Source organism: Bacillus andreraoultii (genome assembly GCF_001244735.1).
GTDB lineage: Bacteria > Bacillota > Bacilli > Bacillales > Caldibacillaceae > Caldifermentibacillus > Caldifermentibacillus andreraoultii.
Genome location: NZ_LN868937.1, coordinates 638,954 through 655,021, shown reverse-complemented (window position 1 = coordinate 655,021; position 16,068 = coordinate 638,954). Strand labels below are relative to the sequence as shown.

Here is a 16,068-nt window from a genome sequence, read left to right as displayed (position 1 = left end):
TTTTTTACAAGGGGCATTTCTAAAGAACCCCTACATATGAGCACTATTTACGTGAATATGTCTATCTAAAATTCTCATATTTTTTTATCTACAATAATACCAATTCGCTCGACCATCGCGGCATAAAGATCTAGCATCTTCTTCGGTGGAATTTCTTTTACTACTTCATGAGTACTATCATCAACAATTGTAACGTAATACTCTTTTAACTTTTCATGTAGTTCAAATTTCAGTGATGTTTGGACTGGTGATAAAAATTCATTCAGTCCTTTTACCAATTCTTCCATCTTTTCCTTATCTAGTTGAGGTGTACCGTCACTAGCAACTTCATAACCATTTTTCATATTTTTATTAAGTAGATTCATTTCTTGATTTTGCAATGCATTCGTTTGTGTCATTCTAGTTGTTGAGACAAATTGTTGGTTCGATAATTTTTCAACCATGTTAAGATCCCCCATTATACATAGAAAAGCATACACATTAATCTCTAATCTATATATCGGTTAATCATCTGGATTTGTTAACTGTTTTAACTATATCTTCATAAAAAACGAACTGAACATAGCCAGTTCTTATACATAACGGTTCTCTCCTGCACGGCTTCCGAAAAAGGCAGTAAGAAGACCGACAGTAATAATTGTGACGATTGGCACTGTCCACATGTTTGTCATATCAAATAACGATCCAATTAATATCGGTCCAACCGCAGCAAATATATAACCAATCGATTGAGCCATCCCTGATAATTGGGCAGATTGTTTCGCATCTCTTGCACGCATACCAATAAATGCGAGTGCTAAACTAAATGCTCCACCTAGTCCAAGACCGAGAAAGACAATACTTATAAGGATGAACAAATAAGATGTACTTAATAAAAGGATTGTAAACCCAATAATGGAGCTCGAACAAATTCCAATTGCTACTTTTTTCTGGGAATCAAATTTTTCTGCAATAATTGGGACAGAGAAGTTTGCTGGTAAACCGATAATTTGCGTAATAGATAATAGCCAACCTGCCGTTTCCCGTGACAAACCTTTACTATGTAATATGTCTGGCAGCCAAGTAATCGTTACATAAAATAGGAACGACTGGAGCCCCATAAATAAAGCAACTTTCCACGCTAATGACGAGCGCCATATTTTATTTGATTTCTCTTGTATTTCTAACTGAATTTTTTGTGGTTTCTCTTTTTGGTCCAGTCTTAATAAAATAACCCATATAATAATTGCAACGACAGCAGGAATTGCCCAAACAAGTAGCGTATTTCGCCACCCTAAACCCATTCCACTTGCTAAAGGCACACTAAGTCCAGATGCCAAAGCCGCTAGACCACTCATGGAAGTCGTATACACACTTGTCATAAGCGCAAATTTATGTGGAAATTTATCTTTTACAATAACAGGTAAAATGACATTAAGAGTGGCAATACCTACACCAACAAGAAAAGTACCTAAGAATAGAAAAAACAAAACAGGGGTCGTCCGTACGAATAAACCAATAATGATTATAATTAGTCCAGTAATGAGCGTCCAACCATTTGATAAACGATTTGCAATAGTCGGGACAATAGGTGACATGACAGCAAAAGCAATTAATGGCAAACTTGTTAATAAACCTGCACTCCAATGGGCCAAATGAAGATCTTTTTGTATATCATTAATTAACGGTCCAACCGAAGTAATCCCGGGGCGTAAATTAAAAGCTGCTAACATGATTCCAGCCACGAGCATGACATAAATTATTTTCTTTTTTTGCTTTAATAATTGTTCCGTTTTTTCCACAAAGAGACTCCTTTCACTAGCTACTTTTCAAATAAAATTTAAGTTATCATAATAAGAAGTCATTAAGTTCAAAAAGGAATCGGTGCGAAATTTGCCCGATTCCTCTTGTTTATAAAAATGACCACAAGTTATTTTACTAACTTTTCTACTTGTGCAACAACATTTTCAACGGTAAAGCCATATTCCTCAATAATTTTATTTCCATTACCAGATGCGCCAAATGTATCGATTGCCAAAACAATTCCTTGATCTCCTGCGTATTGTTTCCAACCGAGTGGAGAAGCCATTTCAATCGCAACACGAGCTGTCACATTTTCTGGTAATACTTGATTTTTATATGCTTCGTCTTGTTTTTCAAAACGATCCCAAGATGGCATACTTACAACATTCGTATCAATGCCTTTTTCTTTTAATGCTGCTTGGGCACGAACAGCAAGTTGCACTTCTGAACCTGTCGCAATTATTAATGCATCAGGCGTTTCTTTTTCACCTTTACTTACAACATAAGCACCACGTTTTACACCTTCGTATGCTTGTTCTTTCGTCCTTTCCAACGTTGGTAAATTTTGGCGAGTGAGTACGAGTACAGTTGGTTGGTTTTTACTTTCAACAGCTAAACGCCATGCTGCTTGTACTTCATTTGCATCAGCTGGACGAATCACTGACAGATTTGGAATAGCACGTAGACCAGCAAGTTGCTCAACTGGTTCATGAGTCGGACCATCTTCTCCAACTGCAATCGAATCATGTGTAAATACATAGGTTACTGGTGCATTTTGAATGGCAGATAACCGAATGGCTGGTTTTAAATAATCACTAAATACAAAGAATGTACCCCCGTACACTTTTAATCCACCATGTAAAGCCATTCCATTTAAAGCAGCGCCCATAGCAAATTCACGAACACCGAACCAAATGTTACGCCCTGCATAGTTTTCTGATGAAAAATCACCTTCATCGTTCATATATGTTTTATTCGATTCAGCAAGGTCGGCACTTCCACCGAAAAAGTACGGAACACTTTTTGCAATCGCATTGATCACTTTCCCAGAAGACGCACGTGTAGCAAGTGTATCAACTCCAGGTGTAAATTCTGGCAAGGTTTTATCCCAGTTCTCAGGAAGTTCACCGTTGATTGCTGCAGCTAATTCTTTTGCCAATTCTGGATGTTTTTTTTCATATGTTTTAAACAGTTCATTCCAAACGTCTTCAGAAGATTTGCCAGGTTCCACTACTTTTTCACGAAAATCCGCATATACCTCTTCAGGAACGTAAAAATCAGGATGTTCCCAACCATAAAATTGTTTTGTTAACACTAGTTCATCTTTACCGAGTGGAGCACCGTGAACTTTTGATGAACCTGATTTATTAGGTGAACCGTAACCGATGACTGTTTTTACTTCAATTAATGTTGGTTGTTCAGTATTCGCTCTTGCTTCTTTAATTGCTTCACCAATCGCCTTTGTATCATTTCCATCTTCTACACGTAGTACTTGCCATCCATATGCTTCAAATCGTTTTGCCGTACTGTCTGAATATGAACGGCTTAAATCACCATCTAAAGAAATATCATTCGAGTCATATAAAACGACTAATTTACCTAACTTTAAGTGTCCAGCTAGTGATGCTGCTTCATGGGAAATACCTTCCATTAAGTCCCCATCACCAACGAGCGCATATGTATAATGATCAACAACCAATAAATCATCACGATTATATTTGTTTGCTAAATGTCTTTCTGCCATCGCCATCCCAACCGACATAGCAATCCCTTGACCTAATGGACCAGTTGTTGCTTCTACGCCGTCTGTATGATGAACTTCAGGATGACCTGGCGTACGAGAGCCTAGTTGGCGGAAATTTTTCAAGTCTTCAATCGACAAGTCATATCCTGATAAATGCAAAAGACTGTATAGTAGGGCTGAACCATGTCCCGCAGAAAGTACAAAGCGATCACGGTTAAACCATTTTGAATTTTTTGGGTTGTGATTCATAAATTCTGTCCAAAGAACGTAAGCCATTGGTGCTGCTCCCATTGGTAACCCTGGGTGCCCTGAATTTGCTTTTTCAATCATATCAATGGATAGCGTCCGAATTGTATTAATTGATAATTGTTCAACGGATATTTTGTTATTCACTGAACATTCCTCCATATCTTTTAACTGTTTGATGTGTTTCATGTTTAATTTTACTTTATCAGTTTGGAATCGCTAACAGAAAAAATTTCTAGGAACCCCTTTTTTATGGTGTTCCCACAATATTTACTATTTATTTCCCGGAACTTTCTTCCAGTCCTCTAAAAATTGTTCAATCCCTTTATCTGTTAATGGATGACTCCATAATTTTGGGAACAATGAACCTGGAATTGTAGCAATGTCAGCTCCGACAAGAGCAGCTGCTTCTACATGTTCAAGATTCCGGACACTTGCTGTAATAATTTCTGTTTCAAAATCAAAGTTTACTAACGTTTGTTTTAATCTTGCAATTAAATCAAGACCATCTACACCAATATCGTCAAGTCGACCGACAAATGGACTAACATAGGTAGCACCAGCTTTTGCAGCCATTAATCCTTGAGCAACGGAAAAAATGAGTGTAACATTTGTCTTAATTCCTTCTTTTGAAAGGATATTTACTGCTGCAAGGCCATCTTCAGTCATCGGAATTTTTACAACAACATTTGGTGCCCAACTTGCAAGTATACGTGCCTCTTTTACCATTTCTTCTGTTGTTAATCCAATTACTTCTGCACTAACCGGACCGTCAACAATGCGACAAATTTCTTTAATTACTTCTTCAAAATCTCTTCCTTCGCGGGCAATAATTGTCGGGTTCGTCGTTACACCATCAACTAAACCGAGACGATTCACTCGTTTAATTTCTTCTACATTCGCAGTATCTAAAAAAAACTTCATGCCATTGCCTCCTCATATGTATAGTTGCTAAAATTCCAAGCATAAAAGTTTATGACCTTTTTCACAGAAATGTGTCGCACACTTACTTTTTATAAGCAGGCGTGCAATATAATTTAATGACTATAATTTTAGTATACCTCAAATTCGCATGAATTCCATTACTAAATACTAATATGTAAAAAAATTGTTTAACACCGAAACCTGTCAACATGTTTATTCTATTAATTAAAAAATGGAATAATTCGCAAGTACGGATTTTAAGTACATACATTCTTGTCGTTTTAAGCGGATCGACAATTTGACTTACTTGTTCTTGACCAACATCTCTTAGAAGCATTGTTCCTTCATAAAGTCCCATTCCAGTTCGTCCCATTAAATAATGAACCATTTTTTTGTCGCTACTTCTGCGGCCTCATCAAGAGTTAACTAGAAACGATAACTACAAATCCCCCATCATTCTTCACTACTGGTGTCGTAATCCTTTCCCCTTCTTTTACTACTATCATATCATACATGTCCGTTCATTTGTTTCAGTATCTTTATAAATACAACTGAATCACTTTAACTTGACCTCTTTAACATCTAGAATAATGGAATTTTACCATTACTTCCCTATATGATTTTGTAAGTCCATTGCTTTTAAGTATTAGGAAATGATTGGATTTCAATGTTAGGAGTAGTTATGAAGAGAGAAGCTTTCACAACTTGATCAGGAAGCTTCAACTGGTACGGATAAGTTTCATAAACGATTCAAGAAATAGCTGATAGTTCTACCGTATATAACAGAATTATATAAAGTTAGAAGAAATAAACTATTTGCCATTTATTTTAAATTATGGTAATCTTTTAATCAATCGAATAGGAGTCCTTCGGGGTCGGGTGAAATTCCCAACCGGCGGTGATGAGGTATAGCCTCCAGCCCGTGACCCGTTTTCATTTGATTGGAAACGGTGGATTTGGTGAGATTCCAAAGCCGACAGTAAAAGTCTGGATGGGAGAAGGATGAACAGGAAGATGAATGATGTCCATTACTCTTATTTCGTTTTTTCACGAGATTTTTTGGTTTGTTTTTTCTCACAAGCTGAACTTTCTCGTATCGAAATGTCTTAAAATAAGAGCAATTCCGTCTTCCTATTTAACTATCGCTATTTTACCCCGTACAAAGTTATGTGCGGGGTTTTTGCTTGTTCCTTACAAATGGAGAATATTTTTTAAGGAGAGTGAAATGTCTTGAATGATGCGGATTATATGAAACTAGCCATTTCACTTGCACGTGCAACAATTGGGCAGACGAGTCCAAACCCTGCTGTTGGAGCTGTTTTAGTAAAAGATGGTTGTCTGATTAGTACAGGTGTACATCTTGAAGCAGGAACCCCTCATGCAGAAGTGCATGCGATTTCTGCAGCAGGTCCTAAGGCTAACGGAGCTACACTTTATGTCACACTTGAACCGTGTAGTCATTACGGGAAAACACCACCATGTGCAGAGGCAATTATTCATTCAAACATCAAGAAAGTATTCGTTGCTTGCTTAGATCCGAATCCACTCGTAGCCGGGCGGGGAATTGAGCTATTAAAAAAAGCAGGCCTCACTGTTGAAGTTGGTTTATGTGAAGAGGAAGCTCTTCTACTTAATGAAAAGTTTTTTCATTTTATTCAAACAAACACTCCATTTGTAACGATTAAAGCAGCTGTAACCTTAGACGGGAAAACAGCGACAAAAACTGGCGATAGTAAATGGATAACTTCCGAAGCAGCTAGACGGGATGTTCATACGTTACGTCACGAACATGATGCGATTCTTGTAGGCATCAACACCGTCTTACTTGATAACCCACTCCTTACCACCCGTAGACCCCAAGGTGGAAAAAACCCCATTCGAGTCATCTTAGATTCTCAATTAAAAATCCCTTTACACGCAAATATTTTACAGGACAAATCGGCTAAAACAATTATTTTTACTGGGAATTGTATTGATCAAACAAAAAAGAACGAGATTGAGAGCTTTGGAGCTGAAGTTATCTCTTTCCAAAGTCGGTCTATCTCCATTGAAGAAGTGTTAAACGAACTCGGCGAACGAAAAATTTTATCCGTGCTTGTTGAAGGCGGTTCAGAGGTGCATGCTTCTTTTATTAAAAGCCATTTATATCAACAGATTATTGTTTATATTGCTCCGAAAATGATTGGCGGTCGGGAGTCTATTCCTTTCATTGGTGGAGGTAGTTTAGAAAAAATTGCTGATGGAACCCAATTACGATTCACAAAAATTGAACAAATTGGACCAGACTTAAAAATCACAGCAAAACGATGTGAAAAGGAGTGATTAGCTATGTTTACCGGGATTGTTGAAGAACTTGGTACAATCCAATCCATCACTAAGAAGAGGAATACTCTGGCATTAACGATTCAAGGAAAGAAAGTATTAGAAGAGGTTCAAATCGGTGACAGCATAGCCGTAAACGGGGTTTGTTTAACCGTCACAACTTTTGATGCAAATACCTTTCAAGTTGATGTTATGCCAGAAACATTTAATGCTACATCACTATCCGTATTAAAACGAGGTTGTACAGTCAATTTAGAACAAGCGATGGCTGCAAACGGGCGATTTGGCGGGCATTTTGTCACCGGACATGTAGACGGTATTGGGACGATTTTGAAACGAGAGCCTCATGAAAATGCCATTTATTATCATATCACTTATCCGTCTACATACCGCCACTTACTTTTAATGAAAGGTTCTATTGCTGTAGATGGAACTTCATTAACTGTTTTCGGCATTGATGAAAATTATTTTACTGTATCAATTATTCCACATACAGGAGAGCAGTCTGTTATTGGGTTAAAAAAAGTTGGCGACATCGTTAACCTTGAGTTCGACTTAATCGGAAAATATTTACACCAATTTCTATTAGTGAATCACAACGATCAGCAACCTGAACGAATTTCGAAAGCATTTTTACAAAAAAATGGTTTTATTTAAGATTGCAAGGCAGCATATTAGCTTAGAAAGAAGGGATGAACCGTGTTCCATAAAATAGAAGACGCTATTAACGATTTAAAGCAAGGCAAAGTCATTATCGTTTGTGATGATGAAAACCGGGAAAATGAAGGAGATTTTATCGGTCTTGCCCAATTTGTAACCCCTGAGATGGTAAATTTTATGGCAAAGGAAGGAAGAGGACTCATTTGTACGCCAATTACAGAGGAATTAGCTAAAAAATTAGAACTATCCCCTATGGTGCAAGAAAATACTGACCCGTACGGAACTGCATTTACCATAAGTATTGATCATCAAAATACAACGACCGGCATTAGTGCTTTTGAACGTGCCCATACAATCGAACAGCTCTTGAACGAGCATTCGACTGCTAAAGATTTCAAACGACCTGGACATATTTTTCCACTCATTGCGAAAAACGGAGGCGTGTTGAAACGACCTGGTCATACAGAAGCTGCCGTTGATCTTGCCCGACTTTCCGGGGCAAAACCTGTTGGCGTTATCTGCGAGGTTATGAAAGAAGACGGCACGATGGCACGTGTTCCTGATTTACAAGAAATTGCGACAAAGTTTAATTTGAAAATGGTGACAATTCAGGATTTAATTGCCCTTCGACTTGAACACGATACCTTCATTCGACGGGAAGCGGAAATTCATTTACCTACAGAATATGGGGATTTTCAAGCAATTGGATACAAAGATCTTTTAGAAGGAAAAGAACATATTGCCCTCGTTAAAGGGGAAATAAACGGAGAAGATCCTGTTTTACTGCGTGTGCATTCGGAATGTTTAACTGGTGATGTATTTGGGTCGAACCGTTGTGACTGTGGACCGCAACTTCATGCCGCACTTGACCAAATCGAAAAAGCTGGGCGAGGAATTCTTCTTTATATGCGTCAAGAAGGAAGAGGCATCGGATTAATTAATAAATTGAAAGCATACAAACTACAAGAAGAAGGATATGACACCGTGGAAGCCAATCATAAACTCGGTTTTCCGGCAGATTTACGAAACTATGGAGTTGGTGCCCAAATTCTGCGCGATCTCGGTGTGAAAAAAATGCGCCTATTAACAAACAATCCGCGGAAGATTTCCGCACTAGAACGTTACGGTTTACAAGTTGTTGAGCGAGTACCATTACAATTACCAATAAAAAAAGAAAATGAATACTACTTACAAACAAAAAAAGAGAAATTAGGTCATTTATTAATTTTACAATAGGAGGGAATTTAAATGAAAAAAATTGAAGGAAATTTAGTTGGAACTGGATTAAAAATTGGAATTGTCGTATCCCGTTTTAATGAATTTATTACGAGTCGCTTACTCAGTGGTGCAGAAGACGCATTGAAAAGACACGGCGTCGTTAAAGAAGACATGACCGTTCTTTGGGTTCCCGGTGCATTTGAAATTCCATTAGCCGCAAAAAAATTAGTAGAACGCAAGGAATTTGATGCAATCATTACACTCGGAACTGTCATTCGTGGAGCTACCCCCCATTTTGATTATGTTAGTAATGAAGTTGCAAAAGGTGTCGCAAGTATCGGTTTACAGTCCGAAATACCAGTTATTTTCGGCGTCTTAACAACTGACACCATTGAACAAGCAATCGAACGTGCCGGAACGAAAGCAGGCAATAAAGGTTACGAAGCCGCTGTTGCCGCAATTGAAATGGGGAACTTATACCGGGAATTGGAGAAGTAATTTTAGTATGCTGCCTTACTAGAGATGTAGGCAGCTTTTTTGTATTTGAACATCCAGGGACTTCTAAGGAAATAAAATTAATATTATTCGCTAAATGAATATGACACGCCTAACTTCGGAAGTACAGCTCCAACTTCGGAAATAAAGCTGGAACTTCGGAATGATCGAACCACTCTTCGAAAATAAATGCTCCTTCCTCGGAAATATAACCACGCTCTTCGGAAATTACCTCTAATCTTCTGAAATAATGCTCGAGCTTCAGACAATATCTCTGGCCTTCGGGAATTCAACTTCTACTGTCAAAAAACCGTTGCTCATAAGGAACTTGATTTTACTATAAATGACTATTTTCCGCTCCTTTTTGTATCTCTTCACTCTTATGTTATACTTGTAACACTAATATTTAAGGGTGTTTCACATGATTCGTACTTTTGCTGTAACAACTAATTCTAAAGCGGTTCTTGATCTTCCCGTGCAACGTTTAAATGATGAAGACATTTTGTGGTACTGGGTCGATATCCATAATCCAACTGAGGAAGAAACGGAACTTCTCCATTCCTTTTTCCATTTTCATCCACTTGCTATCGAGGATTGTTTACATTATTTACAACGACCGAAAATTGACTTTTATGAAGGGTATCATTTTTACGTCCTACATTCCATTAATAAACATACTCTTTTAGCGGAAGAAATTGATGTTTTTGTCGGGGATAATTTTATTGTCACTTTTCATTTATCTGATTCGCCAGAAATTGCAATGATTTTTCAAAAGGTAAAACAAAATGATGACAAAATTTTAAAAAGTGGAAGTCTATATATCTTTTATTTACTTCTGGATAAAATTGTTGATGAATATTTTCCGACTGTTTATAAACTTGAAGATACAATTGGTGATCTTGATGATAAAAGTGGTAGTCCTGATTTAATGGAAGATGTGTTTGAATTACGAGCTCAATTGTTAAAACTACGGCGGACAATTATTCCAATGAGTGAACTATTATACCGAATCCTCAACTCAGAACGGGTAAATATCTCAAAAGAGAATCGCTTTTACTTCATGGATATCCATGATCATTTGTTAAGACTTATTGAAATTATTGAATCAAATCGAGAAATGACCAATGATATCCGCGACAGTTATATATCAATCAACTCATACAGAATGAATAACATTATGAAAACATTAACCGTTCTTTCCTCCATTTTCATTCCACTTACCTTTATTGCAAGTATTTACGGAATGAACTTCGAGTACATCCCAGAACTCTCCTGGCGGTGGGGCTACTTCGCCATTCTCGGTACGATGTTCATTGTTGGTTCGTTAATGTTATTTGTATTGTGGAAGATGGGGTGGTTTAAGTGAGTTCTAATTACGATACCCCCCTCATTCTTCTATACATATATATTTTGATAAAGCCCCAATGTTCTTTTATCCTACCCATATCGTATTTCCATTAGATTCATAGTATAATTTTATTTGAGAAAAATTATAGGGAGGATCCTTTATGAGAAGGAAGTTTCGAAGTTATTTTCTATTTCTTATTTTGCTAATCTTCACCAGTTCTTTTGTACTACCTACTACAACATTAGCAGCAGTAGATAAAACAAAACCGACAATTACTGGTGCATCAAACAAAACTATTTATGTCGGCTCTTCTTTTAACCCTAAGTCTGGTGTTACCGCGAAAGACAATGTGGACGGTAATCTTACGAGCAAAATTAAAATTTCCGGCTCTGTTAACACGAAAAAAGTGGGAACTTATCAATTAACTTACACAGTTTCCGATAAAGCTAAAAATAAAACAACCGTTAAACGGACAATTACTGTTAAAAAAGATACTGTTAAACCGACAATTTCCGGTGCATCAAACAAAACTATTTATGTCGGCTCTTCTTTTAACCCTAAGTCTGGCGTTACAGCGAAAGACAATGTGGACGGTAATCTTACGAGCAAAATTAAAATTTCCGGCTCTGTTAACACGAAAAAAGTGGGAACTTATCAATTAACTTACACAGTTTCCGATAAAGCTAAAAATAAAACAACCGTTAAACGGACAATTACTGTTAAAAAAGATACTGTTAAACCGACAATTTCCGGTGCATCAAACAAAACTATTTATGTCGGCTCTTCTTTTAACCCTAAGTCTGGCGTTACAGCGAAAGACAATGTGGACGGTAATCTTACGAGCAAAATTAAAATTTCCGGCTCTGTTAACACGAAAAAAGTGGGAACTTATCAATTAACTTACACAGTTTCCGATAAAGCTAAAAATAAAACAACCGTTAAACGGACAATTACTGTTAAAAAAGATACTGTTAAACCGACAATTTCCGGTGCATCAAACAAAACTATTTATGTCGGCTCTTCTTTTAACCCTAAGTCTGGCGTTACAGCGAAAGACAATGTGGACGGTAATCTTACGAGCAAAATTAAAATTTCCGGCTCTGTTAACACGAAAAAAGTGGGAACTTATCAATTAACTTACACAGTTTCCGATAAAGCTAAAAATAAAACAACCGTTAAACGGACAATTACTGTTAAAAAAGATACTGTTAAACCGACAATTTCCGGTGCATCAAACAAAACTATTTATGTCGGCTCTTCTTTTAACCCTAAGTCTGGCGTTACAGCGAAAGACAATGTGGACGGTAATCTTACGAGCAAAATTAAAATTTCCGGCTCTGTTAACACGAAAAAAGTGGGAACTTATCAATTAACTTACACAGTTTCCGATAAAGCTAAAAATAAAACAACCGTTAAACGGACAATTACTGTTAAAAAAGATACTGTTAAACCGACAATTTCCGGTGCATCAAACAAAACTATTTATGTCGGCTCTTCTTTTAACCCTAAGTCTGGCGTTACAGCGAAAGACAATGTGGACGGTAATCTTACGAGCAAAATTAAAATTTCCGGCTCTGTTAACACGAAAAAAGTGGGAACTTATCAATTAACTTACACAGTTTCCGATAAAGCTAAAAATAAAACAACCGTTAAACGGACAATTACTGTTAAAAAAGATACTGTTAAACCGACAATTTCCGGTGCATCAAACAAAACTATTTATGTCGGCTCTTCTTTTAACCCTAAGTCTGGCGTTACAGCGAAAGACAATGTGGACGGTAATCTTACGAGCAAAATTAAAATTTCCGGCTCTGTTAACACGAAAAAAGTGGGAACTTATCAATTAACTTACACAGTTTCCGATAAAGCTAAAAATAAAACAACCGTTAAACGGACAATTACTGTTAAAAAAGATACTGTTAAACCGACAATTTCCGGTGCATCAAACAAAACTATTTATGTCGGCTCTTCTTTTAACCCTAAGTCTGGCGTTACAGCGAAAGACAATGTGGACGGTAATCTTACGAGCAAAATTAAAATTTCCGGCTCTGTTAACACGAAAAAAGTGGGAACTTATCAATTAACTTACACAGTTTCCGATAAAGCTAAAAATAAAACAACCGTTAAACGGACAATTACTGTTAAAAAAGATACTGTTAAACCGACAATTTCCGGTGCATCAAACAAAACTATTTATGTCGGCTCTTCTTTTAACCCTAAGTCTGGCGTTACAGCGAAAGACAATGTGGACGGTAATCTTACGAGCAAAATTAAAATTTCCGGCTCTGTTAACACGAAAAAAGTGGGAACTTATCAATTAACTTACACAGTTTCCGATAAAGCTAAAAATAAAACAACCGTTAAACGGACAATTACTGTTAAAAAAGATACTGTTAAACCGACAATTTCCGGTGCATCAAACAAAACTATTTATGTCGGCTCTTCTTTTAACCCTAAGTCTGGCGTTACAGCGAAAGACAATGTGGACGGTAATCTTACGAGCAAAATTAAAATTTCCGGCTCTGTTAACACGAAAAAAGTGGGAACTTATCAATTAACTTACACAGTTTCCGATAAAGCTAAAAATAAAACAACCGTTAAACGGACAATTACTGTTAAAAAAGATACTGTTAAACCGACAATTTCCGGTGCATCAAACAAAACTATTTATGTCGGCTCTTCTTTTAACCCTAAGTCTGGCGTTACAGCGAAAGACAATGTGGACGGTAATCTTACGAGCAAAATTAAAATTTCCGGCTCTGTTAACACGAAAAAAGTGGGAACTTATCAATTAACTTACACAGTTTCCGATAAAGCTAAAAATAAAACAACCGTTAAACGGACAATTACTGTTAAAAAAGATACTGTTAAACCGACAATTTCCGGTGCATCAAACAAAACTATTTATGTCGGCTCTTCTTTTAACCCTAAGTCTGGCGTTACAGCGAAAGACAATGTGGACGGTAATCTTACGAGCAAAATTAAAATTTCCGGCTCTGTTAACACGAAAAAAGTGGGAACTTATCAATTAACTTACACAGTTTCCGATAAAGCTAAAAATAAAACAACCGTTAAACGGACAATTACTGTTAAAAAAGATACTGTTAAACCGACAATTTCCGGTGCATCAAACAAAACTATTTATGTCGGCTCTTCTTTTAACCCTAAGTCTGGCGTTACAGCGAAAGACAATGTGGACGGTAATCTTACGAGCAAAATTAAAATTTCCGGCTCTGTTAACACGAAAAAAGTGGGAACTTATCAATTAACTTACACAGTTTCCGATAAAGCTAAAAATAAAACAACCGTTAAACGGACAATTACTGTTAAAAAAGATACTGTTAAACCGACAATTTCCGGTGCATCAAACAAAACTATTTATGTCGGCTCTTCTTTTAACCCTAAGTCTGGCGTTACAGCGAAAGACAATGTGGACGGTAATCTTACGAGCAAAATTAAAATTTCCGGCTCTGTTAACACGAAAAAAGTGGGAACTTATCAATTAACTTACACAGTTTCCGATAAAGCTAAAAATAAAACAACCGTTAAACGGACAATTACTGTTAAAAAAGATTCAGTTAAACCGACAATTTCCGGTGCATCAAACAAAACTATTTATGTCGGCTCTTCTTTTAACCCTAAGTCTGGCGTTACAGCGAAAGATAATGTGGACGGTAATCTTACGAGCAAAATTAAAATTTCCGGCTCTGTTAACACGAAGAAAGTGGGAACTTATCAATTAACTTACACAGTTTCCGATATAGCTAAAAACAAAACGACGGTTAAACGGACAATTACTGTTAAAAAAGATACGATTAAACCGATTATCTCTGGTGCTACAAATAAAAACATTAATATTGGTACATCTTTTAACCAATTAGCAGGTGTTACTGCGAAAGATAATTTAGATGGCAACATAACGAAATCTATTAAAATCTCGGGGGCTGTTAACGTAAATAAAGCAGGGACTTATAAGCTAATATACTCTGTTTCTGATAAAGCTGGAAACAAAGCCACTGTTACTAGAATCGTTACGGTCATCGATCATATTAAACCTATTTTATCTGGGGTTACAGATGTTACCATTAATTTTGGAGATAAGTTTAATCCGATAGAAGGTATTTCGGCCACTGATAATAACGATGGAGATTTAACTAAAGAAATCCAAGTCTCGGGGGCTGTTAACGTAAATAAAGCAGGGACTTATAAGTTAACATACTCTGTTTCTGATAAAGCTAGAAACAAAGCCACTGTTACTAGAATCGTTACGGTCATCGATTATATTAAACCTGTTTTATCCGGGGTTACAGACGTTACTATTAATTTTGGAGATACTTTTGATCCGTTAGAAGGTATTTCGGCCACTGATAATAACGATGGAGATTTAACTAAAGAAATTCAAGTCTCGGGGGCTGTTAACGTAAATAAAGCGGGGACTTATGAACTTATGTATACTGTCACTGATAATGCCGGGAACAAAGATACAAAAAAACGTATCGTTGCTGTCATCGACCATATCCCCCCAACAATTACAGGTGTCGGAAATACTACAGTTGGTTTATATACTGATTTTAATATACTTGAAGGAGTTACTGCTCTAGATAATAATGACGGAGATTTAACAAAATACATTAAAACAAATGGTACGGTTGACACATCTAAAGAAGGCTCTCATGTCATTTCTTATACTGTAACCGATGCAGCGGGAAATACCACTGAAATTAAACGAACAATTACAGTTAAAAAAATTCCTGTTACTAGTGTTTCTATTGAAGCACCTGACAGCATAAAAACAGGGAAATTAGTCCAATTAAATGCATCCATCTCTCCTAGTAATGCAACAGAACAAAAAATAACTTGGACTAGCAGCAATGAAGAAATCGCCTCAATAGATGAAAATGGAATATTAACAACCTATACGGAAGGTACGATTACAATTACAGCCACTGTAGATGGTATTAGTGGTTCCAAAACAATTACTATATCTGATCGACCAAATCTTTATGTCTATCGCTCTGGATCTTCATCTATTAATGGAGTAATCACAAGCTTCAGCATTTCAATTATTAACAAAGAGTCGGATGAAACGGTATATATTGATAGTTTAAAAGTATATGAAGATAATTCTATTTTTTCAACTTACTCTTCCCAAACTTTGCAAAACTCAGGAATTAGTACTATTCTTAATCCAAAAGAAAGTTGGGGAATTAGTATAAGATATAAATATGGTGGGGTATGGTCAGGAAGAAGTGAAGCTGTTGTTACCGTCAAAACACAAAATGGAAAGTATTATGATTATCGTGTATCTCTTTAAGTTAAAAGATTCCTT

At 36.6% G+C, this 16,068-nt stretch carries 11 protein-coding genes and 1 riboswitch; of the genes, 6 read left to right on the top strand and 5 right to left on the bottom strand.

What is annotated here, in order from left to right; genetic code table 11:
- Positions 1–74 precede the first annotated feature (74 nt).
- From flaG to BN2144_RS08300, 5 genes are all read right to left on the bottom strand, one after another.
- Complete coding sequence (flaG, locus tag BN2144_RS08320) at positions 75–443, bottom strand: flagellar protein FlaG (protein WP_033827824.1); 369 nt, start codon at positions 441–443, stop codon at positions 75–77.
- 129 nt (positions 444–572) lie between these two features.
- Positions 573–1,781 (bottom strand): CynX/NimT family MFS transporter, encoded by a 1,209-nt coding sequence (locus tag BN2144_RS08315; protein WP_033827823.1) that lies wholly within the window; start codon positions 1,779–1,781, stop codon positions 573–575.
- A gap of 128 nt (positions 1,782–1,909) precedes the next feature.
- On the bottom strand, positions 1,910–3,919 hold the full coding sequence (tkt, locus tag BN2144_RS08310; protein WP_033827822.1) for a transketolase: 2,010 nt from the start codon (positions 3,917–3,919) through the stop codon (positions 1,910–1,912).
- A 126-nt stretch (positions 3,920–4,045) separates the two neighbouring features.
- Positions 4,046–4,696, bottom strand: coding sequence for a fructose-6-phosphate aldolase (gene fsa, locus BN2144_RS08305; RefSeq protein WP_033827821.1), 651 nt, complete (start codon positions 4,694–4,696; stop codon positions 4,046–4,048).
- An 82-nt stretch (positions 4,697–4,778) separates the two neighbouring features.
- Positions 4,779–5,069, bottom strand: coding sequence for a hypothetical protein (locus BN2144_RS08300; protein ID WP_139017869.1), 291 nt, complete (start codon positions 5,067–5,069; stop codon positions 4,779–4,781).
- 488 nt (positions 5,070–5,557) lie between these two features.
- A riboswitch (FMN riboswitch) is annotated at positions 5,558–5,703 on the top strand.
- A 223-nt stretch (positions 5,704–5,926) separates the two neighbouring features.
- Here BN2144_RS08300 and ribD point away from each other — a divergent pair.
- The 6 genes from ribD (at position 5,927) to BN2144_RS08265 (ending at position 16,053) form a co-directional block, all read left to right on the top strand.
- Positions 5,927–7,018 (top strand): bifunctional diaminohydroxyphosphoribosylaminopyrimidine deaminase/5-amino-6-(5-phosphoribosylamino)uracil reductase RibD, encoded by a 1,092-nt coding sequence (gene ribD, locus BN2144_RS08290; RefSeq protein WP_033827818.1) that lies wholly within the window; start codon positions 5,927–5,929, stop codon positions 7,016–7,018.
- A gap of 6 nt (positions 7,019–7,024) precedes the next feature.
- Entirely contained in the window at positions 7,025–7,675 is a 651-nt protein-coding gene (gene ribE / locus BN2144_RS08285; RefSeq protein WP_033827817.1) for a riboflavin synthase, read from the top strand.
- A 42-nt stretch (positions 7,676–7,717) separates the two neighbouring features.
- Entirely contained in the window at positions 7,718–8,914 is a 1,197-nt protein-coding gene (locus BN2144_RS08280; protein WP_033827816.1) for a bifunctional 3,4-dihydroxy-2-butanone-4-phosphate synthase/GTP cyclohydrolase II, read from the top strand.
- Between the two features lie 12 nt (positions 8,915–8,926).
- Positions 8,927–9,394, top strand: coding sequence for a 6,7-dimethyl-8-ribityllumazine synthase (gene ribH, locus BN2144_RS08275; RefSeq protein WP_033827815.1), 468 nt, complete (start codon positions 8,927–8,929; stop codon positions 9,392–9,394).
- A gap of 418 nt (positions 9,395–9,812) precedes the next feature.
- Positions 9,813–10,757 carry a magnesium/cobalt transporter CorA gene (gene corA / locus BN2144_RS08270; protein ID WP_033827814.1) on the top strand — a complete coding sequence of 315 codons (945 nt, stop codon included), beginning with the start codon at positions 9,813–9,815 and terminating at the stop codon, positions 10,755–10,757.
- 142 nt (positions 10,758–10,899) lie between these two features.
- Entirely contained in the window at positions 10,900–16,053 is a 5,154-nt protein-coding gene (locus tag BN2144_RS08265) for an immunoglobulin-like domain-containing protein (RefSeq protein ID WP_050632263.1), read from the top strand.
- The last annotated feature ends 15 nt before the right edge of the window (positions 16,054–16,068 follow it).

Coding starts and splice junctions, on each gene's coding strand:
- flaG (WP_033827824.1), bottom strand. CDS start 443: ATGGTTGAAAAATTATCGAACCAACAATTTGTCTCAACAACTAGAATG.
- BN2144_RS08300 (WP_139017869.1), bottom strand. CDS start 5,069: ATGGGACGAACTGGAATGGGACTTTATGAAGGAACAATGCTTCTAAGA.
- ribH (WP_033827815.1), top strand. CDS start 8,927: ATGAAAAAAATTGAAGGAAATTTAGTTGGAACTGGATTAAAAATTGGA.
- ribE (WP_033827817.1), top strand. CDS start 7,025: ATGTTTACCGGGATTGTTGAAGAACTTGGTACAATCCAATCCATCACT.
- fsa (WP_033827821.1), bottom strand. CDS start 4,696: ATGAAGTTTTTTTTAGATACTGCGAATGTAGAAGAAATTAAACGAGTG.
- BN2144_RS08265 (WP_050632263.1), top strand. CDS start 10,900: ATGAGAAGGAAGTTTCGAAGTTATTTTCTATTTCTTATTTTGCTAATC.
- corA (WP_033827814.1), top strand. CDS start 9,813: ATGATTCGTACTTTTGCTGTAACAACTAATTCTAAAGCGGTTCTTGAT.